At 63.0% G+C, this 21399-nt stretch carries 17 protein-coding genes; 7 read left to right on the top strand and 10 right to left on the bottom strand.

Annotated elements, in window-relative coordinates:
• The 4 genes from K5E37_RS27615 to K5E37_RS27600 form a co-directional block, all read right to left on the bottom strand.
• Positions 1–1264: ATP-binding protein (locus K5E37_RS27615; RefSeq protein WP_221535664.1), on the bottom strand; the 1264-nt coding region annotated here is incomplete at its 3' end.
• On the bottom strand, positions 1261–1929 hold the full coding sequence (locus K5E37_RS27610) for a response regulator transcription factor (RefSeq protein ID WP_011335105.1): 669 nt from the start codon (positions 1927–1929) through the stop codon (positions 1261–1263). The genes K5E37_RS27610 and K5E37_RS27615, both read right to left, overlap by 4 nt.
• Before the next feature lie 3 nt (positions 1930–1932).
• Positions 1933–2244 carry a PepSY domain-containing protein gene (locus tag K5E37_RS27605; protein WP_039770259.1) on the bottom strand — a complete coding sequence of 104 codons (312 nt, stop codon included), beginning with the start codon at positions 2242–2244 and terminating at the stop codon, positions 1933–1935.
• Positions 2244–2552, bottom strand: coding sequence for a PepSY domain-containing protein (locus K5E37_RS27600; protein ID WP_127798927.1), 309 nt, complete (start codon positions 2550–2552; stop codon positions 2244–2246). Before K5E37_RS27600 ends, K5E37_RS27605 begins: the two co-directional genes overlap by 1 nt.
• Before the next feature lie 146 nt (positions 2553–2698).
• On the opposite strand from K5E37_RS27600, the gene K5E37_RS27595 reads away from it, so the two are divergent.
• From K5E37_RS27595 to K5E37_RS27570, 6 genes are all read left to right on the top strand, one after another.
• Positions 2699–3778 carry a patatin-like phospholipase family protein gene (locus K5E37_RS27595; RefSeq protein WP_221535663.1) on the top strand — a complete coding sequence of 360 codons (1080 nt, stop codon included), beginning with the start codon at positions 2699–2701 and terminating at the stop codon, positions 3776–3778.
• A gap of 86 nt (positions 3779–3864) precedes the next feature.
• Entirely contained in the window at positions 3865–4221 is a 357-nt protein-coding gene (queD, locus tag K5E37_RS27590; protein ID WP_007955941.1) for a 6-carboxytetrahydropterin synthase QueD, read from the top strand.
• An 84-nt stretch (positions 4222–4305) separates the two neighbouring features.
• Complete coding sequence (locus K5E37_RS27585; RefSeq protein ID WP_221535662.1) at positions 4306–5118, top strand: alpha/beta fold hydrolase; 813 nt, start codon at positions 4306–4308, stop codon at positions 5116–5118.
• A gap of 172 nt (positions 5119–5290) precedes the next feature.
• Positions 5291–6562, top strand: coding sequence for a cytosine permease (gene codB / locus K5E37_RS27580; protein WP_007955938.1), 1272 nt, complete (start codon positions 5291–5293; stop codon positions 6560–6562).
• A 13-nt stretch (positions 6563–6575) separates the two neighbouring features.
• Entirely contained in the window at positions 6576–7817 is a 1242-nt protein-coding gene (gene codA / locus K5E37_RS27575; protein WP_007955931.1) for a cytosine deaminase, read from the top strand.
• A gap of 130 nt (positions 7818–7947) precedes the next feature.
• Positions 7948–9513: a glucan 1,4-alpha-maltotetraohydrolase domain-containing protein gene (locus tag K5E37_RS27570; RefSeq protein WP_221535661.1), complete on the top strand. Its 1566-nt coding sequence runs from the start codon at positions 7948–7950 to the stop codon at positions 9511–9513.
• A 10-nt stretch (positions 9514–9523) separates the two neighbouring features.
• Here K5E37_RS27570 and K5E37_RS27565 read toward each other — a convergent pair whose 3' ends face one another.
• Complete coding sequence (locus K5E37_RS27565) at positions 9524–10519, bottom strand: diaminopimelate epimerase (protein ID WP_221535660.1); 996 nt, start codon at positions 10517–10519, stop codon at positions 9524–9526.
• A 136-nt stretch (positions 10520–10655) separates the two neighbouring features.
• Between K5E37_RS27565 and K5E37_RS27560 the strand changes: the two genes are divergently transcribed.
• Complete coding sequence (locus tag K5E37_RS27560; protein ID WP_221535659.1) at positions 10656–11807, top strand: MFS transporter; 1152 nt, start codon at positions 10656–10658, stop codon at positions 11805–11807.
• A 116-nt stretch (positions 11808–11923) separates the two neighbouring features.
• On the opposite strand, the gene K5E37_RS27555 is transcribed toward K5E37_RS27560, so the two are convergent.
• The 5 genes from K5E37_RS27555 to K5E37_RS27535 form a co-directional block, all read right to left on the bottom strand.
• Complete coding sequence (locus K5E37_RS27555) at positions 11924–14347, bottom strand: TonB-dependent receptor (protein ID WP_221535658.1); 2424 nt, start codon at positions 14345–14347, stop codon at positions 11924–11926.
• Between the two features lie 98 nt (positions 14348–14445).
• Positions 14446–15429, bottom strand: a complete 984-nt coding sequence (locus tag K5E37_RS27550; protein ID WP_221535657.1) for a FecR family protein — start codon at positions 15427–15429, stop codon at positions 14446–14448.
• 40 nt (positions 15430–15469) lie between these two features.
• A complete protein-coding gene (locus K5E37_RS27545) occupies positions 15470–15970 on the bottom strand; it encodes a sigma-70 family RNA polymerase sigma factor (RefSeq protein ID WP_085608266.1) in 501 nt (166 codons plus the stop codon).
• Between the two features lie 109 nt (positions 15971–16079).
• Entirely contained in the window at positions 16080–16793 is a 714-nt protein-coding gene (locus K5E37_RS27540; RefSeq protein WP_221535656.1) for a class I SAM-dependent methyltransferase, read from the bottom strand.
• Between the two features lie 113 nt (positions 16794–16906).
• Positions 16907–21376 (bottom strand): hemagglutinin repeat-containing protein, encoded by a 4470-nt coding sequence (locus tag K5E37_RS27535; protein ID WP_221535655.1) that lies wholly within the window; start codon positions 21374–21376, stop codon positions 16907–16909.
• Positions 21377–21399 lie beyond the last annotated feature (23 nt).

The raw sequence follows: 21399 nt of genomic DNA, 5'->3' as shown, positions 1-21399 counted from the left end.
CCCCCAATACCAACACCCCGCCCCACGTCTCGACAATATCCCGCACAATCCCCAGCCCCAATCCATGCCCATGGGTCTGCTCATCCAGCCGCGCTCCCCGGCTGAATACCTGAGCCCGCTGCGCCTCGGGAATCCCCGGCCCGTCGTCTTCCACGCTCAGCACAAAACCTTCAGCCGCCTCGACCACACTCAGCCGCACCTCGGCATCCGCCCACTTGCAAGCGTTGTCCAGCAGGTTGCCGAGCAGTTCCAGCAGATCCTCACGATCCCACGGCAGTTGCAGGCCCGGCGGCGCCACGTAACTCAGTTTCAGATGCTCGCCATGAATCATGTTCAACGTCGACAGCAACCCCGGCAGCTCGGCGTCGCAATCGAACAGCGCCCCCGGCAACGCATCGCCAGAGAGCCGCGCACGGTTGAGCTCGCGGTTCAGTCGTTGCTGAACCTGCTCCAGTTGTTCCTTGAGAATCTTGCGCAGTTCCGGGTGCGCGTCGAGCCGCTCACTCGACGCCAGACTCAACAGCACCGCCAACGGAGTTTTCAGCGCGTGCCCGAGATTGCCAAGGGCATTGCGCGAGCGCTTGAGGCTGTCTTCGGTGTGCGCCAGCAAATGGTTGATCTGCGCCACCAGCGGTTCCAGTTCCGCCGGCACTTGTTCATCGAGTTGTGAACGCTGGCCCTGCTGCAACTGGGCGATCTGTTCACGAGCCTTTTCCAGCGGACGCAACGCGCGGCGCACGGTCAGGCGTTGCAACAACAGAATCAGCAGCAACCCGGCCAGACCGAGGCCGAGACCGATCTGCCGCATGCGCTGGAAGCTCTCGCGCACCGGCGTGTAATCCTGGGCAACGCTGATGGAAATCGACTGGCCGAGCCGTCGATAGTCCGAACGCAGCACCAGCAACTGCTGGCCGTCCGGCCCCAGCTGCAGGTTGCTGTGCAGGCCGGAGCGTTCGAGCAGCGGCAGATCCTGATCCCACAACGAGCGGGATCGCCAATGGCTGTCGGCGAAATCGATGCGGAAGTAATGCCCGGAAAACGGTCGCTGGTAGGCCGGCGACAAGTGCCGCTCATCCAGCTGCAAGCCTTGCGGGCCGCGAACCAGCGCCACCAGCAGGCTCTCGCTGTCGTTACGCAACCCGGCTTCGAGATAGCGCTGCAACCCCACTTCGAACAGCCACAGACTGGTTTGCGCCAGCAGCACGCCGACGACCACTAGCACGCTGATCAACCCCAGGCTCAAGCGGCGCTGGATGGATCTCACGAAGCCTGTCCGCCAAACAGATAACCCTGACCGCGACGGGTTTCGATCACGCTCTTGCCGAGCTTGCGCCGCAGGTGATTGACGTGGACTTCAAGCACGTTGGAATCGCGCTCGGTCTCACCGTCGTAGAGGTGTTCGGCGAGGTGGCTTTTGGAGAGGATCTGTTCCGGGTGCAACATGAAGTAGCGCAGCAGCCGGAATTCGGCAGCGGTCAGCTGGATGTCGGCACCGTCGCGCACGACACACTGGCGGCCCTCGTCCAGGTGCAGCCCGGCGGCCTTGAGCGTCGGCTGGTTGGCCTGGCCCTTGGAGCGGCGCAGCAGCGACTGGATGCGCAAATACAGTTCTTCCGGGTGGAAGGGTTTGGTCAGGTAATCGTCGGCACCGGCCTTCAGGCCTTCTATGCGCTCGGCCCAGGAATCGCGGGCGGTGAGGATCAGCACCGGAATCGTCAGACCGCCGGCGCGCCATTGCGCCAGCACCTCAAGCCCCGGCACGCCGGGCAGACCGAGGTCGAGGACGATCAGGTCATAGGGCTCGCTGCTGCCCTGATAGACCGCATCGCGCCCGTCCGCCAGCCAGTCCACCGCGTAGCCCTGACGTTGCAGGCCGGCGAGCAGTTCGTCGGCCAGCGGTACGTGGTCTTCCACCAGAAGCAAGCGCATCGGTCAATCTTCCTTGTCTTTCACGAGTTCGCCGGTATCGGCCTTCAGGTGCAGCTCGCGGGCCACACCTTCGACGGTCAGCAACTCGACTTCATAAATGTAGACGTCGTGTTTTTCTTCCAGCTCGACTTCCAGCAGTTTCGCGCCGGGATAACGGTCCATCGCCTGCTGCAGCACTTGCTCCAGCGGCAGGATCACGCCCTGCTTGCGCAGATTGAGGGCTTCGTCCGGACCCAGGTCACGGGCCATGGCCGTCGAGCAAAACATCACCAGCGCCAATGCCGTACGGCGGGTGGCGCGAACATTAACCTTCATTACGTATCCTGATGATCCTTGAGCACTTGCCCGCTCACCGCATCCAGTTCCAGATCCCATTCCAGCCCCTGCGGATCACGCAGTTCGATCTGGTAGATGTACTTGCCGTACTGCTCTTCCAGCTCGGTGTCGGTGATCGTCGAACCCGGGTGTTTGGCCAACGCGGTGGCGTTGAGCTTCTCGAAGGAGACGATAGTACCAGCGTCGCGCAGGCGCAGGGCTTCATCCGGGCCGAGATCGCGGGCGTGAACGGTGCCGGCGGTGAGGCCGATGATCGAGGCAATGGTCAGGGCAGTCAGGGTTTTCATGGTGTCTCCGTATTTTTATGTGTCGCTACGGGCGGCACCTTAACGGTGCGAACTTAACTGAAACTGAATTGCCATCATGGGGTCTGCTCCTGCAGCCACGGCAACATGTGCTTATAATCTTTCGCTTGCTAACGATCGAGACCGGTATGACCGCCATTCACATCAAGTTCCCTTCTCTGACCCTCAAGGCCGGCCCCCGAGCCATGGCGCGCATTCGTGCCCAGGGCCTGAACGCCGCCGACGTCGGCACTCTGCCCGGCGCTGCCGGTGGGCCGAAGGCGCTGGGGATTCAGGGGCTGGATCTGGCGTTGTTCGGCGAGTGGCTGCCGGCGGCGCCGCGCGAACGTTCGCTGATCGGTGCGTCGGTGGGTTCCTGGCGCTTCGCCAGCGCTTGTTTGCCGGACGCCGCCGAAGGCATCCGCCGCCTCGGTCAGCTGTACACCGAGCAGAACTTCAACAAAGGCGTGACCATCGGCGACGTCAGCCGCAGCTCGCAACGCATGCTCGATGACCTGCTCGACGGCCGCGATGCCTTGCTCCTCGACAACGCCCATTACCGCTTGAACATCATGGTGGTCAAAAGCCACGGCGGGCTGGCGGACGACCATCGCGGCCGGCTCGGGCTGGCGCTGGGCTCGGTGATCGCCGACAACCTGCGGGGCCGCGCGCGGCTGTCGCGGCACTTCGAACGGCTGATCATCCACGACCCACGCCTGGCGCCGCCGGTGCATGCGCTGAACGACTTCCCGTCGCGCTTCGTCGCCCTCGATGCCGGCAACCTGCGCCAGGCGCTGCTGGCCTCGGGTTCGATCCCGATGGTCATGGAAGGCGTGCGCGACCTGCCGGGCGCCGGTGCCGGCACGTTCCGCGACGGCGGTCTGCTCGACTATCACCTCGACCTGCCCTACAGCGGTGACGGCATCGTGCTGTATCCGCACTTCACCGACCGGGTGATTCCGGGCTGGTTCGACAAGACCCTGCCGTGGCGCAAAGCTTCGGTGGAGCGCTTGCAGGACGTGCTGTTGCTCGCGCCGTCCAAGGAATACCTGGCGCGCCTGCCCTACGGCAAACTCCCCGACCGTAACGACTTCAAGCGCTTCATGGGCGATGCGCCGAGCCGGCAGAAATACTGGCGCGCGGCGATGGACGAGAGCCGCCGGATGGGCGACGAATTCCTTGAACTGACTGCCAATGGTCGCCTCGCCGAGCGCTTGCTGACCCTTTAGTCAGCACAGCCGAAGACAAGCTGGTAAACTCGCCGCCTGCCCGAATTCGCTGCGGCGAACGCCATCTGAACAGAGCTGAAATCACTGTGGAAATTTTCAAAGAGTTCACCTTCGAATCCGCCCACCGCCTGCCCCACGTACCGGACGGCCACAAGTGCGGACGCCTGCACGGTCACTCGTTCAAAGTGGCGATTCACCTGAGCGGCGACCTCGATCCGCACACCGGCTGGATCCGTGATTTCTCCGAGATCAAGGCGATTTTCAAGCCGCTGTACGAGCGTCTGGACCACAACTACCTCAACGACATTCCGGGCCTCGAGAACCCGACCAGCGAAGTGCTGGCCAAATTCATCTGGAATGAATTGAAGCCCCTGCTGCCGGAACTCAGTGCGATCCGCATCCACGAGACCTGCACCAGCGGTTGCATCTATCGCGGCGAGTAATTCCCGCGACACAAAAAACCACCGAGACCGGTGGTTTTTTTACGCCTATGCTTTTTGGCTCGAACCCGCCAAGAGGACAGGCCCATGACGGACTGGCTGCTGGATCAGGTCTTTGATTTCAACGGGCGACAGATTCGCCACGGGGTACGCGGCGACGGCCCGCCGCTGGTGTTCGTGCACGGTACGCCCTTCTCTTCCTACGTGTGGCACCGCATCGCGCCGCACTTTTTCGCCACGCACCGGGTGCATTACTTCGACCTGCTGGGCTACGGCCAATCCGAGCAACCGGACGCCGATGTCTCCCTCGGCGTGCAGAACGAATTGTTCGCTCAGTTGCTCGATCACTGGAATCTGCAACGCCCGGACGTGGTCGCCCACGACTTCGGTGGCGCCACCGTGCTGCGCGCGCATCTGCTCAATGGCAAGGATTACCGCAGCCTGACGCTGATCGACCCGGTGGCGCTGACGCCGTGGGGATCACCGTTCGTGCAGCACGTGCGCCAGCATGAGGCGGCGTTCAGCGGCCTGCCGGATTACATCCAGCGCGCCATCGTGCCGACCTATATTCGCGGGGCGATTCACCGGGATATTCCCGATGATGAACTGGCGCCCTACGTGCAGCCGTGGCTGGGCGATCCGGGGCAAGCGGCGTTCTACCGGCAGATCGCGCAGATGGATCAGCGCTACACGCTGGAAGCGCAGCCGCTGTACCCGACGATCCGCTGCCCGGTGCAGATTCTCTGGGGCGAGGAGGATCAGTGGATTCCCATCGAGCGCGGACGCGAGTTGCACAAGATGATTCCGGGATCGCAGTTTCATCCGGTCCCGAATGCCGGGCATCTGGTGCAGGAAGATGCGCCTGAAGCCATAGTCGCCGCGCTGCTGCGGTTCCTCTGATCCAATCCCGTGACCCTGTGGGAACAGCTGCTCCCACATGGTTCGGTACGGCGCCCGATGCACTGCTTTCGCGCCGATCATCCGTGCCTCGTCTATAAATACCCGCAACATCGCGTTTGGCACGACCGCTGCAACCTCTTCGCGTCCTCCCCTTTCCAGCAAGGAACGCCCCATGACGCAAAACGATCCCGGCAACGATTACCCCCTCAGTGAAGTGCCGATGCACGCGCGCAAAGGCCTGGCCTCGACGGCGATGGTGCTGCTGGGCTTCACCTTCTTCACCGCGACCATGTTTGCCGGCGGCAAGCTCGGTGTGGCATTCAACTTCGGCGAAATGCTCGCCGTCATCGTCATCGGCAACCTGCTGCTCGGCGTGTACGCCGCAGGCCTCGGTTACATCGCCTTCAAGAGCGGGCTGAATTCGGTGCTGATGGGGCGCTTCTGTTTTGGCGAAGTCGGCAGCAAGCTCAGCGACCTGATCCTCGGATTCACCCAGATCGGCTGGTACGCCTGGGGCACCGCGACGGCGGCGGTGGTGCTCGGCAAGTATTTCGATCTGAACGAAGCCACGGTGCTGGGGCTGATGGTGCTGTTCGGCCTGGTGTTCTGCGCCACGGCGTATGTCGGTTATCGCGGGCTGGAGATTCTGTCGTACATCGCAGTGCCGGCGATGATGTTGCTGCTGATGCTGTCGATGTGGGTTGCGACCGTGAAAGTCGGCGGCCTCGACGGCTTGCTCAGCGTCGTGCCCAGCGGTTCACTGGACTGGTCGACCGCCATCACGCTGGTGTTCGGCACCTTCGTCAGCGGCGCGACCCAGGCCACCAACTGGACGCGGTTTTCGCGCTCGGCTCGGGTCGCGGTGCTCGCCAGCCTGATCGGCTTTTTCATCGGCAACGGCCTGATGGTGCTGATCGGCGCCTATGGCGCAATCGTCTATCAACAGCCCGACGTGGTCGAAGTGTTGCTGTTGCAAGGCTTCGCCATGGCGGCGATGGCGATGCTGTTGCTGAACATCTGGAGCACCCAGGACAACACCATCTACAACTTCGCCGTTGCCGGTTGCAACCTGCTGCGCACCGGGCGCCGCAAGACCGTGACCCTGGTCGGTGCCGTGATCGGCACGGCGCTCGCGCTGCTCGGCATGTACGACATGCTGGTGCCTTATCTGATCCTGCTCGGCACGGTGATTCCGCCGATTGGCGGCGTGATCATGGCGGACTTCTTCTTCCGCTGGCGCGGGCGTTATCCGCGTCTGGCCGACGCACGGTTACCGGCGTTCAACTGGCCGGGGCTTGCGGCTTACGCGGCCGGAACCGTCGCGGCGTTCGGCTCGCCGTGGGTCGCGCCGCTGGTCGGGATCGCCGTTGCCGCGTTAACGTATATCGCAGTGACCGGCCTGCTCGGCGCCCGCAACGCGGCCGCCCCTCTACAAGATCTATAAAAGGATTCGCCCGATGCACATCATCAACGCCCGACTGCGCAACCAGGAAGGTCTGCACGAATTGCACCTCGAAGACGGCCTGATCCGCAGCATCGCGCGCCAGACCGAAGCGCCGACCCTGGGCCCCGACGACCTCGACGCCGGCGGCAATCTGGTGGTGCCGCCCTTCGTCGAGCCGCACATTCACCTCGACGCCACCCTGACCGCCGGCGAGCCGCGCTGGAACATGAGCGGCACGCTGTTCGAAGGCATCGAGTGCTGGGGCGAGCGCAAGGTCACCATCACCCAGGAAGACACCAAAACCCGGGCGAAGAAAACCATTCAGACCCTCGCCGCCCACGGCATTCAGCACGTGCGCACCCACGTCGACGTCACCGACCCGCAACTCACCGCGCTCAAGGCGATGCTCGAAGTGCGCGAGGAAAGCCGTCACCTGATCGACCTGCAAATCGTCGCGTTCCCCCAAGAAGGCATCGAATCGTTCCGCAACGGGCGCGAGCTGATGGAAGAAGCGATCCGCATGGGCGCCGATGTGGTCGGCGGGATCCCGCATTTCGAGTACACCCGCGATCAGGGCGTCAGCTCGGTGAAGTTTTTGATGGACCTGGCCGAACGCACCGGCTGCCTGGTGGACGTGCACTGCGACGAAACCGACGACCCGCATTCGCGCTTCCTCGAAGTGCTGGCCGAAGAGGCCCGCAGCCGCGACATGGGCGCCCTCGTGACCGCCAGCCACACTACGGCGATGGGCTCCTACGACAACGCCTACTGCGCCAAACTGTTCCGCCTGCTCGGGCATTCGGGGATCAGTTTTGTCTCCTGCCCGACCGAAAGCATTCACCTGCAAGGTCGCTTCGACAACTTCCCGAAACGCCGGGGCGTGACCCGCGTGAACGAGCTGCTCGAAGCCGGGATGAACGTCTGTTTCGGTCAGGATTCGATCGTCGATCCGTGGTATCCGCTGGGCAACGGCAACATCCTGCGGGTACTCGAAGCCGGCCTGCACATCTGCCACATGCTCGGCTACCGCAACCTGCAGAGCGCGCTGGATCTGGTCACCGACAACAGCGCCAAGGCCATGCACCTTGGCGAACGCTACGGTCTGGAACAGGGCCGCCCGGCCAACCTGCTGATCTTGTCGGCGGACAGCGACTACGAAGTGATCCGCAGCCAGGGCCTGCCGCTGTATTCGATCCGCAACGGCAAAGTGCTGATGAAGCGGCAGATGCCGGTGGTGGAGTTCATGGAGAGTTGAGCGGCGGTTATGGTTCGCAGTGGTTTTATCGCGAAAGGTTAGTGCCGGACTGTCAGATCTGACAGGCGACAACCGCAGCGAACCGGCCCACAGTAAGTCCCAAGGGATCAATCGTTCCCGGGGGACGATCATGAAAGGGACTTCACCATTTCGCCTGGTTTTCGCTGTCTGTCTGGCCTTCGCCACAACGACAGCGACGATCGCCGCCGTTCGCAACGGCAGCGGTGAAGAGATCCTGTTGCAAGGCTTTCACTGGAACTCCAGCCGCCATCCAACATCTTGGTATTCGGTACTTGCGCAACAGGCGACGGCCATTGGCAACGACGGCTTCACGCTGATCTGGATGCCGCCGCCGTGGACCGATTCCTCGCAGTGGAATACACCCACGGCTGCCGGCGGCGGTGAAGGATACTTCTGGAACAGCTTCGACAAGAACGGCCGTTACGGCAGCGATCAGCAACTCAAACAAGCGGTGCTGGCGCTCAATAGCGCGGGCGTGAAAGTCGTCTACGACGTCGTGCCCAATCACATGAGCGATAAAGCGGTCTATTCGATGTTTCCGCGAGGGACCAACGAATGGCGACAAGACTGCATGCAATGTGATGAAGGTGACCCGTTCATGGATGGCGCAGCCGACCTGAACACTGCCAATCCGACAGTCTTCGACGCCTTCAAAAAAGAATTCATCAATCTGCGCGACAACTACGGCGCTCAAGGCCTGCGCTTTGACTTCGTCCGTGGTTATTCGCCGCAAACCGTGGATCGCTGGATGAGCGCCTTCGGCAACCAGCAATTCTGCGTCGGCGAAAACTGGAAAGGCCCGAACGAATACCCCCAGGGTGACTGGCGACGCAGCGCGAGCTGGCAGGATGTGCTCAAGGACTGGTCGGATCATTCGCACTGCACGGTGTTCGATTTTGCCCTCAAGGAGCGCATGCAGAACGGCTCGATCGCCGAGTGGCGCCACGGTTTGAATGGCAATCCGGATCCTGCGTGGCGCGCAGTCGCAGTGACCTTCACCGACAATCACGACACCGGCCCTTCACCCGGCGTCTACAGCGGTCAACGCCATTGGAGGCTACCCGATCCACTGGTCAATCTGGCTTACGCCTACATCCTCAGCAGCCCAGGCACACCGACCGTGTACTGGCCGCACATGTACGACTGGCAGCGTGACCAACTGATCCGGCAATTGATCAAACTGCGCAAGGCCGCCGGTATCCGTGCGGATTCGCCGGTTCGCTTCAACACCTTTTATTCGGGGCTGGTTGCCACCACATCGGGCGTGAGCGGGACGTTGGTCATAGCGCTGAAGTCCGATCTGCAGCAGTTGCCGCAGGGGTTGGGCACGCCGGCCTTGAGCTGGGATAACGGCGATATCCGGATCTGGAGCGGACCTGTGGAACCGGCGACAGTGGCAGTCAACGTGCATTGCGACAACGCCAATCCGCAACCGGGCGAAAGTGTCTTTGCGGCGGGTTCATCGCTGGAGTTCGGGGCGTGGGACCCACAACATGCGATAGCGTTGAAGTTGAACAACAACCGCTGGAGTACAAACGTTGAGGTGCCAGGTCAGCAAAAGCTCGAATGGAAATGCATCGTACGTGGCCAGGCTCCGACAGCGGTGTATTGGCAGGCCGGCGCGAACAACGCATTCACCAGCGGTGCGGTGAGCGACACTGTCGGGCGCTTCTGATCTCGAGGTTTCAGCTACTCTCGTCGCGCACTGCGGTGCCGAACAGGCGCACGCCAGTCAGTTCTCCATTGCACTCCTCCAGCAGGATCGGCGCGGTACCGCCCGGCATCACCACCTGCACTTCTCCCGCCGATACCCAGCCCACCCGCCACGCCGCACTCGCCACCGCACTGGCGCTGGTACCGGATGAGGCGGTTGGCCCCTCGCCCCGTTCGAACACTCGCGCGACGATGCGTTGATCGCCGGCGCGCATCGCCCATTGCAGGTTGACCCCGGCCGGGCATGGCTGGCCGGCGCCGGTGGGCATGGCGTAGGCGATGGCGGTCAGACGGTCCGTCAGCGGCGATTCAAGCATCTGCGCGTTGCTCGGCAATGCGGCTTCATCCTGAACCAGCGTCACGCAATGTGGATTGCCGATGCGCACGAACTGGCTGTGCGCCCAGGCGGGATCGAGCTGCGCCAGCGGACGAACACGGCTGACCTCCACACCGTTAAACGGCACCGGTTCAACGCCGAGCGCACCGACCGCTGCCGGGCCGAAACCGGGCTGGCCGAGGTCCAGCCAGAAACCCTGCACGCCCGCCACTTGCGCCGGCTTGACCGAGGTTGGCACTGGCGATTGCGCGTCCTGTTTGTCGTGATGCACCTGCAGCGTCGCCCCCTCCTGCGGCATCAGCCCCTGTTCGAGCAGCGCCTGGGAGAAAATCGTCAGGCCGTTGCCGCTGCGTTCAGCCAGCGTGCCGTCGGTGTTGACGATCAGCAGGTCGAAGGGCGGCGCGGATTGAAACGGGCCGATCAACAGGCCATCGCTGCGATGGGACTTGCTGCCGACGGGGCGCCGACCTTCGGGCCAATCGCAGCACAGCGCGATGGCAGCGGAGCTCCATGCCTGCCGCGACAGCGCGCACTGCGCGGCGCCCGTTGGTAATTCGATTCCGGCAGCGCGCAGCGCCTGGGGTGAAACGACTCCGTAGATATTGCCTCGTGCATCGTAGAACTGCGTCATGAGCCCGCCCTTGTTTTTCCCGTCGACAGGGGCGCCACTGTAAATCGCAACGCCCTGCAGACGCGAGCGGGCTCGCTCCAGCGAAAGAGCTGTGCAAGGATGTCCGCTGCTGAAACGTTTTTTGCCAAGGATCGTTATGACCAGCCTCACCCCTCAAGACACGTTCGTTCCCGGACGCCTCGAACAGATGTCCACGCGCATCGCCTTCTTCATTGCCGGGCTCGGCATCGCCGCGTGGGCGCCGCTGGTGCCCTACGCCAAGGCGCGCGCCGGTCTCGATGAAGGGACGTTGGGGTTGCTGTTGCTGTGCCTGGGCGTCGGTTCGATCCTGGCGATGCCGCTGGCGGGGATTCTGGCCTCGCGGTTTGGCTGCCGGAAAGTGGCCACCGGCGGCACGCTGCTGATCTGTGCAGCATTGCCGTTGCTGGCGACGGTGTCGTCGATTCCGGCGCTGATCGCCACGTTGTTCATGTTCGGCGCCGGACTGGGCACGGTGGATTCGACGGTGAACCTGCAAGCGGTGATCGTCGAGCGGGCCAGCGGCAAGAACATGATGTCGGGGTTTCACGGCCTGTTCAGCCTCGGCGGGATCGTCGGCGCGGCGGGCGTGAGCGCCCTGCTGGGTCTCGGGCTGTCGCCACTGGCGGCGATGCTGGTGGTGGTCGTGGTGTTGATCGCGGCGCTGTTCAAGGCGGTGCCGCACATGTTGCCTTACGGCAGTGAAAGCTCGGGGCCGGCCTTCGCAGTGCCCCACGGGATCGTGCTGTTCATCGGCGGGATGTGCTTCATTGTGTTCCTCACCGAAGGCGCAGCGCTGGACTGGAGCGCGGTGTTTCTGGCGCAGGAACGCGGGATCGACACCGCCTATGCGGGATTGGGTTACGCAGCGTTCGCGCTGACCATGACGGCGGGCCGTCTGACCGGTGACCGGATCGTCCGGGCATTGGGTGCGACCCGGATCATTCTGTTTGGCGGTCTGCTGGCGGCGGCGGGATTGTTTCTGGCGACCTTCGCCCCGAGTTGGCAAGCCGCGCTGCTCGGTTATGCGCTGGTCGGCGCCGGGTGTTCGAACATCGTGCCGGTGCTTTACACCGCAGTGGGCAAACAGACGGTGATGCCGGAAAGCATCGCCGTGCCGGCAATCACCACGCTGGGTTATGCAGGAATTCTGGCAGGGCCGGCGGTGATCGGGTTTGTCGCCCACGCCAGCAGCCTGAGTTTTGCCTTCGGGCTGATGGCGACGTTGCTGGTGGCGGTGGCCATCGGTGGGAAAGCGCTCAAGGTCTGAGAAACATCATCTAAGCGCCCTCCCCAAGCGAACCTGCTCCCACGAGATACAAACGATCCCTGTGGGAGCGGCGGTTCGACGATTCGACTTGCCCGCGATGAAGCCACCTCGGTCTATCAGAAACCGACGCTGGCCTGCACGAAGAACGTCCGTGGCGTGCCCACGTAGATCCCCGAGTTGTTGTCGCTGGAGCGGGTGAAGTACTGCTTGTCGAAGATGTTCTTCACCCCGGCGCCGAGCTTCAGGTTCGACAGCTGCGCACCGAAGTCATAGCCACCACGCACGTTCCAGGTCACGTAGCCCGGAATGTCGCCGTACTGCCCGTCTGCCGTGCCTTCGGTGATGTAGTTGCCGTTGAAGCTACCGTCGGCGTTCACACCTGTACCGGGGGCGCGCTGCTTGGACTGGGCGAAACCGTCGATGTTGTAGGTCCAGCGGTTGATGTCGTAACGCAGGCCGACGGTCGCCACCTGACGCGAGTAATACGGCAGATCACGGCCCTTGAAGCCAGGAATCTCGCCTTCGTACGTGGCGCGGGTGTAGGTGAAACCGGCGTTGGCGGTCAGGCCGTCGAGGCGTGGATCGAGCGCCGCCATGTCGTAGTGCACCGACGCTTCGACACCCTGGTGCTTGGTCGCGCCGAGGTTGGTCCAGCCCACGTCGTTGCTGACGTATTGCAGCTCATCGTCGAAGTCGATGTAGAACAGCGTCACTTCCCCGCCCCACACGTCATCGTTGTAGCGCGTGCCGATTTCGTAGGTCTTGGCTTTTTCCGGTTCCAGACCGTTGGCAGTCTGGTCACCCGAGCCGCCCTGGCCGAGCTGGAAGTATTGCAGGCTGCCGAACGACGTCTCGTAGTTGGCGAACAGCTTCCACGCATCGGACAGGTGATACATCACGCTCAGGGCCGGCAGCGGCTCGTTGCTTTCGATGCTGCGGTTTTTCTCCGGGACGCGTTTGCCGGCGGTGTCGAGCACGGCGCGGTCATGCCAGTCGGTGCTGATGTGTTCGAAGCGAATACCCGGGGTCACGGTCCAGTTGCCGACGTCGATCTTGTTGTCGATGTAGACCGAGTTGGCCTCGGTGCCACCGGTGCGATCCTGGAACACATGACCGTCGGAGGTCTTGGTGACCACCGGCTCGTTGTTGACCAGCGCCAGACGGCTCGACTGCTCGTGCATCGCCTCTTTCAAATAACGGTAACCGACGCTGACTTCCTGGGTGGTCGGGCCGACGTCGAACACACGCGAAACGCGCGGCTCGATGCCCAGCGTGTAGTAAGAACGCGGAAACGAGCTGAGGGTTTTCTGATCGCGGGCGGCGATGGTGCTGCCGCGAAAACTGTCGGAATAGTAGGTCAGCACTTCCGCCTGTGTGCGCTCGTCGATCTGCCGGATCCACTTGAACGACACGTCCTTGCGGCGGCCGCTGAAGCCGTCGTAGTCGCGGTCGGACTGGAACGGTTTGTCGTCGTACTGCTTCTGCGTCAGGCCGCCGGGCATGTCGGCGCTGGCGTCGTAGTAATGGAAGTTGAGGCTGAAATCGTCCTGATCGGTCGGCGCCCAGTGGGTCTTGAGGATCACGTCGTCGATGTCGTTGCCGTTGTTGCGCTCGCGGTAACCGTTGCCGTTCACGCCCGAGTACAACAGCGCCATGCCGATGCCGTTGTCGGCAGTGCCGCCGAGAAACGCGGTGTCGATGTGTTTCCAGCCACCGTGCTGCGAGGTTTCCAGGGTCGTGCCGATTTCACCGGTGGTTTTTTCCGGGATCGCGCGGGTCACGAAGTTGATCACGCCGCCGACGTTCTGCGGCCCGTAACGCACGGAACCGGCACCACGAACCACGTCGATGCTGTCGAGGTTGCCGGAAGAGATCGGCGCCATCGACAGTTGAGGCTGGCCATACGGGGCGAACGCGGCCGGCACGCCGTCGATCAATACGGTGGAGCGTGGCGACAGGCGCGACGTCAAACCCCGCACGCCGACGTTCAGCGAAATATCGCTGCCGCCGGTGCCGTTGGCTTCCTGCACCTGCACGCCCGGCACGCGGCGCAGCACGTCGCCGACGTTCATCGCGCCCTGCTCGACCATCGCTTCGCGGCGGATCACGGTGCGCGCGCCGGGGTGGTTCTGCACCACGGCGGCGTTGGCGTCGCCGAGCCAGTCGCCGACAACCTTGATGTCGGTCACGCCCAGCTCCAGCGGGCCGTTGGCGGCGGAAGTCGGGGCCGGGGACAAGGTTACCGAGCCTTCATTGATCTGATAATCCAGTCCGCTGCCTTGCAGCAATTGGCGCAGGGCCTGCTCGGGAGAAAGGTTGCCGTCCACCGCCGGCGCCTGTTTGCCGGCGACCAGGTCCGGGCTGAAAAACACCTGCAATGAAGTTTGCTGACCCAGTTCGCTCAGGGCCTGACCCAGCGGCTGGGCGCGGATGTGAATGGCTTCGGCGGCGAAGGCCATCGGCACGGCGGCGTTGACCGCCAGCGCAAGCGCCAGCGGCAACCAAGGGGATTTTTTGTTTTTAGCGGTGGAGTTTTTCACGTCGAACGGAGTCCTGTGGATCGCAAGAGTGTGCGGCTGTTAATGCAAACCAGTTGCAGTTGAACAGGAAGACGACGAACTCGAAAAAAACCTGAATTTTATTTTGAAATTATTTCCTGGCTGCCGTCGGCAAGGGTGCGCACGGCCACCGGAAGGATGCTTGGCAAGGCCTTGAGCAAGGCATCGGTATTGTCGGATTTGAACACGCTGGTCAGGCGCAAATTGGCGACGGTCGGGTTGGCGACTTTCAGCGGCTTGTCGCGATAACGCGACACTTCCTCGGCGACTTCGCTGAGGCTGGCGTTGTTGAACACCAGTTTGCCGCTGCGCCAGGCCGTCAGCTCCGCCGGGTTGACCGCATACGCCGGCGCCACTTTGCCCTGGGCATCGATCCGCGTGCCGAGGCCGGCAGTGAGGCTGATGAAATCGGCCTCGGCCGCATCACGGCCCTGCACCTTGACCGTGCCCTGCTCCACCGCGACCCGGGTCTGCGTCACGTCACGCCGCACATCGAAACGGGTGCCGGTCACCGTGACCTTGCCGCTGCCGGCCTCGACCACGAACGGGCGGGACGTGTCGTGCTCGACACTGAACATCGCTTCGCCTTCGGTCAATTCGATGAGCCGCCGATCCTTCTCGAAACGCACCTGCAAACGGCTGCGGCTGTTGAGGTCGATCACCGAACCATCCGGCAGCGCAACATGCTTGCGCTCGCCCAGCGCGGTGGCGAATTCGGCGCTGTAACCTTGCGGATGATTCAAACCACTGAACAGCCCGAGCCCGAGCGCCACCGCGACTACGCTCGCCGCCACGGCATAACGCAACAACGGACGGCGTTCGCGCCGCGCCGGCGGGGTTTCGCACAAAGCTTTAAGCCGTGGCGCCGGCAGCAGATCCGCCGCCGTCCACAAGCCTTGCAGCAACTGGAATTCGTCACGGTGCTGCGGATGTTCGTTCAGCCACGCGTCGAAGCGCTGCTGTTCGTCGACACTGACGGCCGGCTCCTGCAAACGCACAAACCAGCGTGCCGCGTCATCGCGCACCGTTGTTTGCCCGCACGCGCAATCACGAGTATCCATCATGGAATGTCCTGTTTGGCTGGGGATGAAAAGACGCCACGGCTCATGATTGCGCCCCGTCCAGGCGATCACGCAGATGCCGCAGGGTGCGGATCATATACTTTTCCACCATGTTCTTGGACAGGCCCAGGCGTTCGGCGATTTCCGCCTGGGTCAGGCCCTCGATCTTCTGCCAGACGAAGATTCGTCGGCAGTTGACCGGCAGCTCCGTGAGCGCCCGTTCGATGGAATCGGCCAGCTGGATCGCATGCATGTAATGCTCCGGATCGCCGGTCGGCGACTCACTGAGATCGATCGCCTCCGACTCCATGGCGCCCCGCCGGTCCTCACGCCGATAGCCGTCCACCGCGATGTTGCGCGCGGTCTGGTGCAAATACGCCCGGGGTTGCTGCACCGTCGACGAATCGGATTCGAGCACCCGCACAAAGGTGTCGTGCGCCAGATCCTCGGCCTGCGAGCGATTGCGCAGGCGACGGGTCCAGGTGCCGATCAACTCTTCGTAATGCTCGAGAAAGCCGGGTCTGCGGGGCAGCATGGGGATCATTGCGGCGTGCTGAGGAAAGGGGCGTGAATAGTAATGCTTCCTATTAAGCCGAAGCAATGGATTCCTCGGGAATGCCGGCGAAGCTGTTTTACCCAACGCCTCCAGCGCTCTAACTCGCGGCGATCTCTGCCTTGCGCGAGCAAAACCACCCATGCATCAAACCCGCCTGAAAGAACTGGACCGGCGTCTCGAACCCGGCCGCCTCTATCAGATCGGCGACCTGCGGCGCTGGCAGAATTGCCACATCCCGGGCATAGGCCAAACGCGCTCGCTCAAGCATCTCCGCCGGCACCTGGGCCGAGGCCATCAGCGTCATCCAGTGACGCAGCAATGCTTCATAGGCCGGGGATTGAGTATCCGAGGCCAGATCAGCGTTCGCCAGCACCCCGCCCGGCAGCAGACGACGGGCAATCTCATGGAAAAAGTCGATACGCGCCTGAGGATCGAGCAAAAACTGCGACACCAGAAAACAGGTCGCGCCGTCGTAACCGGATTCATCCGTCAGGGTATCGAGGTAGCCTTCGTGAAACCGGCAGCGGTCAATGAAACCACCCTCTTTCGCTCGCTGACGGCACACGTCGAGCATGGCGCCCGAAGGGTCGACTGCGGTGAATTGCCAGCCGGGAAACTGCTGCGCCAGATGGGCCATTTCCACACCGGTACCCACGCCGACGCAGAGAATGCGGGCATTGGTCGGCAGGCTTGCAAATACAGAATCAAGCAGCAGGTACAGGGCGTCGCGAATAGGCGCCATCCCGGCCCATTGTTTGTCGTAGACAGCTGACTGCTGGTCGAACAAGGCCTTGAGCGCTTGATTATCCATGGAACACATTCCTCTGCGTTTTGATGAAATGCACCGCGCAAGCTGCGGTTCACGTTCCATTATCGCAGGGCTGTCAAGCCACCTTGGTTGAGCAGCCCTGAACGCATGGTGGCTCAGCCTTTTTCGTCAATACCCGCTTGAAGTGACTGACTGTCGAAATGACCGCTCAGGGTCACCGGGCCGACTTTCAGGTTGCCGTTTTCAAGGGACACCTTCGGTGCGTTTTCTTCGGTTTTGTGTGGCAGGTCGAGGCCGGCTTTTACGCCGTAGTCGAGGTTGCTCAGATCGCTGCTGCTGACCTTCGAACCACCCAGATCGACCTTGCCTTCGGCGGCAGAAATCCGCGCACCGGTCAGTTGCGTGGCGCCGCCGACGGTGAGATTCACACCCTCACCAGCGTTGATGCCGGAGGCCTGTTTCACACTGTCCTTGTGCGCGTATTCGCCGTCGACTTTCAGCGTTGGCTTGTAGTCGGTGCCAGCCAGTTTGCCCTTGTCGTCGGCCGGGGTCTTCTTGGCGGTCAGGCCCAGATCCACATCCACCTTGGCGTGAGTGCTGGTGTCCTGACGGCTTTCGACCGACAGATCACCCGCCACGTTGCCGCTGACGTTGCGCGCATCGATCCGCGCACCGTTCAGGCTCGCATCACCGGCGCTGTTCAACACCACCGTGTCGGCCTTGATCTGGCTGTTCTGCTGGGTAGTGCCTTGCAGGTAGTCCACGCCCACCTTGGCCCCGACATTGAGGCCGTGATCGCTGCTGACTTTTTCATCGGCGGCGGTCGGTGTGCTTTTGCTCAGGTTGCCGCCGGCGTTCAGCGCTACGTTCCAGTTGTTGCGGCTGTCGGTGGACTGCGCGGACTCCTGAACGAAACCGCCCTTCTGCGCGTCGATGCTGACGTTTGGCGCGCTGACCTGAGTGCCTTGCAGGTGCACCGAATCGCCGCTCAACGCGATGCCATTCTGGCTGTTGAGCTGGCCACCGCTGAGGGTCTGGGTGTTCTCGTTGACCCGGCCGATGTTGAAGTTGCCGCTGAGGTTGCCGCCCTGATCGCGGCTCTTCTCGCTGCTGGTCTTGCTACCGCCGGCCTTCAGGCCGCCGCCGAGATTGCTGCCGGTGGCGACGTGCGAATCCGTGGCCGCTTGCAGATCGAGCTTGCCGCCAGCTTTCAGGTCGATAGCAGCAGCGCTGTCGATATTCGTGCCTTGCTGTACCTGATTACCGCCGCTGCTCAGATGCACCGAGCCGTTGCCGCTGAGGCTGGCGACGTGCGCCTGACTGTCGGTGGTCTTATTGCCTTTGTGATCGAGCTGGAATCCAGCGCCGAGATCGACGTTGGTGCCGTCAGTGCCCGGCAAGGTGCCGACCGTCAGCGAGCCGTTGCCGCGCAGGCTCGAGCTGTCGCTGCTCTGACGGTCGTTGGCCTGATTCAGGGCCAGGTCACCGCCGGTCTTGACGCTGACACCGCCCTGCCCACCGTCGAAACGGCTGCCTTCAAACTGTGCATCACCGCCGACATTGATGTTCACGCCCTGGTTGCCAGCGTAACCGCCGACCACCGCCGTGGAGCTGTTCTTGCTCGACTGGCTGCTGCCACCCGCGCCGCTGCCGGCCACGTTCACGTCTTCACCGGTCTTGGTGTAGACGCGCACATCGACCTTGGCATCGACCGCATTGTCGGTGCTGCTGTGGGTGTTGTTCGCGGCATCGGCCACCAGTTTATCGGCGCTGATGTTCACTTTGCCGGCGCTGGCGTTGTACTGGGTGCCCTGATCGTGCAGCGTGCCGCCGACCTTCACGTCCACGGTCTGGCCGTCGAACCGACTGACCACAGCGTTGCTGCCCTGCTCGGTTTTATCGGCGCTGGCATGACCGACTGCCACGTCGATACCGACGTTCGGCTGGCCGAGATTGGCCAGTGCATCCTTGTCCGGCACCTTGCCGGCGAGCACTTCTTTCACCGCGCCGGCAATCGGTCGGGCGATGTCCTTGTACTCGACGTTGGCGCCGATGTCCGCCGACCAGTTGCTCTCGCTGTGAGTGCTGCTTTCGGTGTTGCTGGCGGCACGGTTGTCAACTTCGTTGGCGGCGACGTTCAGGCCGTTGCCGGCCTTGAGTTGCGCGCCCTCGGTGGCGAGTTTGTCAGCGTTGATGTTCAGGCTGCCGCTGCTCTGCACGCCGGTGGTTTGCGCAGTGGTTTTGCCGGTGGTGTCTTGCGAAGTGTTATGCGAGAAATCCACGCCGCTGCCCGCGCGGTCGAGGCCGCCGGTGTAGTAGAAACCACCGCCGGTGCTGCGGGTTTCGGTCGAGGTGGTGTGGCTGTCCTGCTCGGCCAGCAACGAGACGTTCTTGCCGCTCAGGCTGGTGTCGCCGGCGGTGGATTTCACCTCGGAGCCCTTGAGCGTCACATCGCCGCCCGCCTTCACTTGCACAGTGCCGCCGCTGAGGCTGGAACCCTGCTGCGTGACGTCGTTGACGGTGACGGTTTGCGCCTTGTCTTCGTAATACACGCCAGCGCGATACTGCTCCGCCGTCTGCTCCTTGGCGTAGGCATCGAAACCACGGGTCTGCGTGCTGTTGCTGCTGTCGTGGGTGTTCTGCGTCGAATGCACGCTCACGTCACCGGCCGCCTCCGCCGTCAGCGAACCGCCGGCCTTGACTGTGGAGCCGGCGACTTCGATGTCCTTGGCGCTCTTGAGCTTGAGGTTGCTGTCGGAAGCCAGCTCGCTGCGCACCGTGGTGCTGTCCTTGCTGTTCTGGCGCGACTCGTCCTTGGTGATGCCGAAGAACTTGCTGTCCTTGTCGTGGTTGTTGCTGTGCGAGGTGTCCTGCACGCCGTCGATGGTCAGCGAACCGTTGTCGCTGATCACGCTGGCGTCCTTGCCGCCACGCACCTGGCTGCCGCTGATGCGCACGTCGTCGGCCTTGACCACCAGCTTGCCGGCCGCGTTGATTTTGCTGCCCTGATGCTGGGTCTGGCCCTTGTCGGCGTCGCCGGTCTTGCCGAAGAAACCGCCACCGACCAGGTCACCGGAATAGCGGTTGTCGCTGCTGCGATGGGTGCGGGTCGCGGTGGTGATTTCCACCTGTTTGCCGGCCAGTTGCAGATCGCCGGCGCTGTTCAATTCAGCGCCTTCGGAGCGCAACAGTGCGGCGGTTTGCAGGGCAATGTTGCCGGCCTTCAGCTGGCTGGTGATGCTGCGCTGCTCTTCGCTGCTGCTGTCCCAATCGGCTTTCCACAGGTGTTTGCGGTGCTTGCCCTGATCGGTCTGGGTGTGGCTTTCAGTGGCGGCGGTCAGGCGCAGATCGCCGCCGCTTTGCACGCTGAGGTTGTTCTTCGCGTCGACCTTGGCGGCTTGCAGTTCGGTGTCTTTGCCGGACAAGAGTTGCGCGTCGCGGCTGGCGACGATCTGGCTGCCGTGCTGGCGCGAATCGCTGTCGGTCTTGGTGCGCTCATAAGTTTCCCAGGTGATGCCGATGGTGCTGTTGTTCCAGTTCTCGCGCTGTTCCTGGAGCTTGCGGCTTTCGACGGTGGTCAGGGTCAGATTGCGTTTGGCCTCGACCTTCACGTCACGACCGCTGACATCGGTGGCGGCCAGGGTCAGGTCCTTGCCGCTGTGCAGGCCGACGTCGCCCTGGCTGCTGCGAATGCCGGCGCGGGTCACGTCGAGGCTGTCCGGGATCGCCTGACCGCTGACGCTCAAGTCGCCAGCCGAACGAATCTGCACACCGTCACGCCCGGCGACTTGCACAGCGCCGACCTTCACGCCCGCGCCTTCAGCGGTGCTGACGATGTTGATGCGCCCGGCCTGCATCGCGCCAAACAGGCTGGCGTCGATTCGTTGATCGGTGGTGTTGCCCGCCGGGTCCACGGCTTTCACCTGGCCGCTGGCGTAATCGATCTGATTGCGTCCGACGGTGAGGTTCAGTTGATCGCGAGCGCTGATTGCGCCTTGGCTGTCGATACGCGGCGCGATCAGGTTGATCGAGCCTTCACCGTTGCGCAGCCCGCCGCTCTGGATCTGCAACTGGCCAGTGGCGTCGCGGGTGCTCAGCGCTTGCAGCTTGCCGTCGTTCAGCTCGGGCCGGCCGACCACCAGATTGGCGTTCGGCGTGTTGATGAAGCTGCCGCCATTCACCGAAATGCCGTTCGGGTTGGCGAGTACGTAGTCGGCGGCGCGACCGAAGATTTCCTGGGCGCCGTTGATGGCCGACGGGTTGCGGCTGATCACTTCGTTGAGGATCACGCTCGCGGCCTGGCCCTGCAATTGCGGGTTGGCCGCCAGTTGCCCGGCGAGCTGCGATTGCCCGGCCTGCAAGGCGTTGTTCAGCACCAGGCCCTGACGGTCGACGTTGTAGTCGAGGAACTGGTTGTGCGACAGACCCGAGCCGTTGGGCGCGACGATGTTGACGATCGGGACGCCGCCCTGGGTTTGCAGTTGCGCGGTGCCGCCGGGGCCGGGCGCGACCACCACACCGCCGGCGATGGCGCCCGGCAGGTGAGCGACCAGGAACAGGCTGGCGATGGCCCAGCGCAGTTTGCCCCGTGGGGAAAGATGAAACGCAAAGGTATTCATTGGCATAAAAAACTCTCCATGTAGTGCGG

The organism is Pseudomonas sp. RIT778 (genome assembly GCF_019718735.1).
Classification (GTDB): domain Bacteria; phylum Pseudomonadota; class Gammaproteobacteria; order Pseudomonadales; family Pseudomonadaceae; genus Aquipseudomonas; species Aquipseudomonas aphyarum.
Note: the sequence above shows the minus strand (reverse complement) of the source record. Positions and strands in the feature narration are given on the sequence as shown.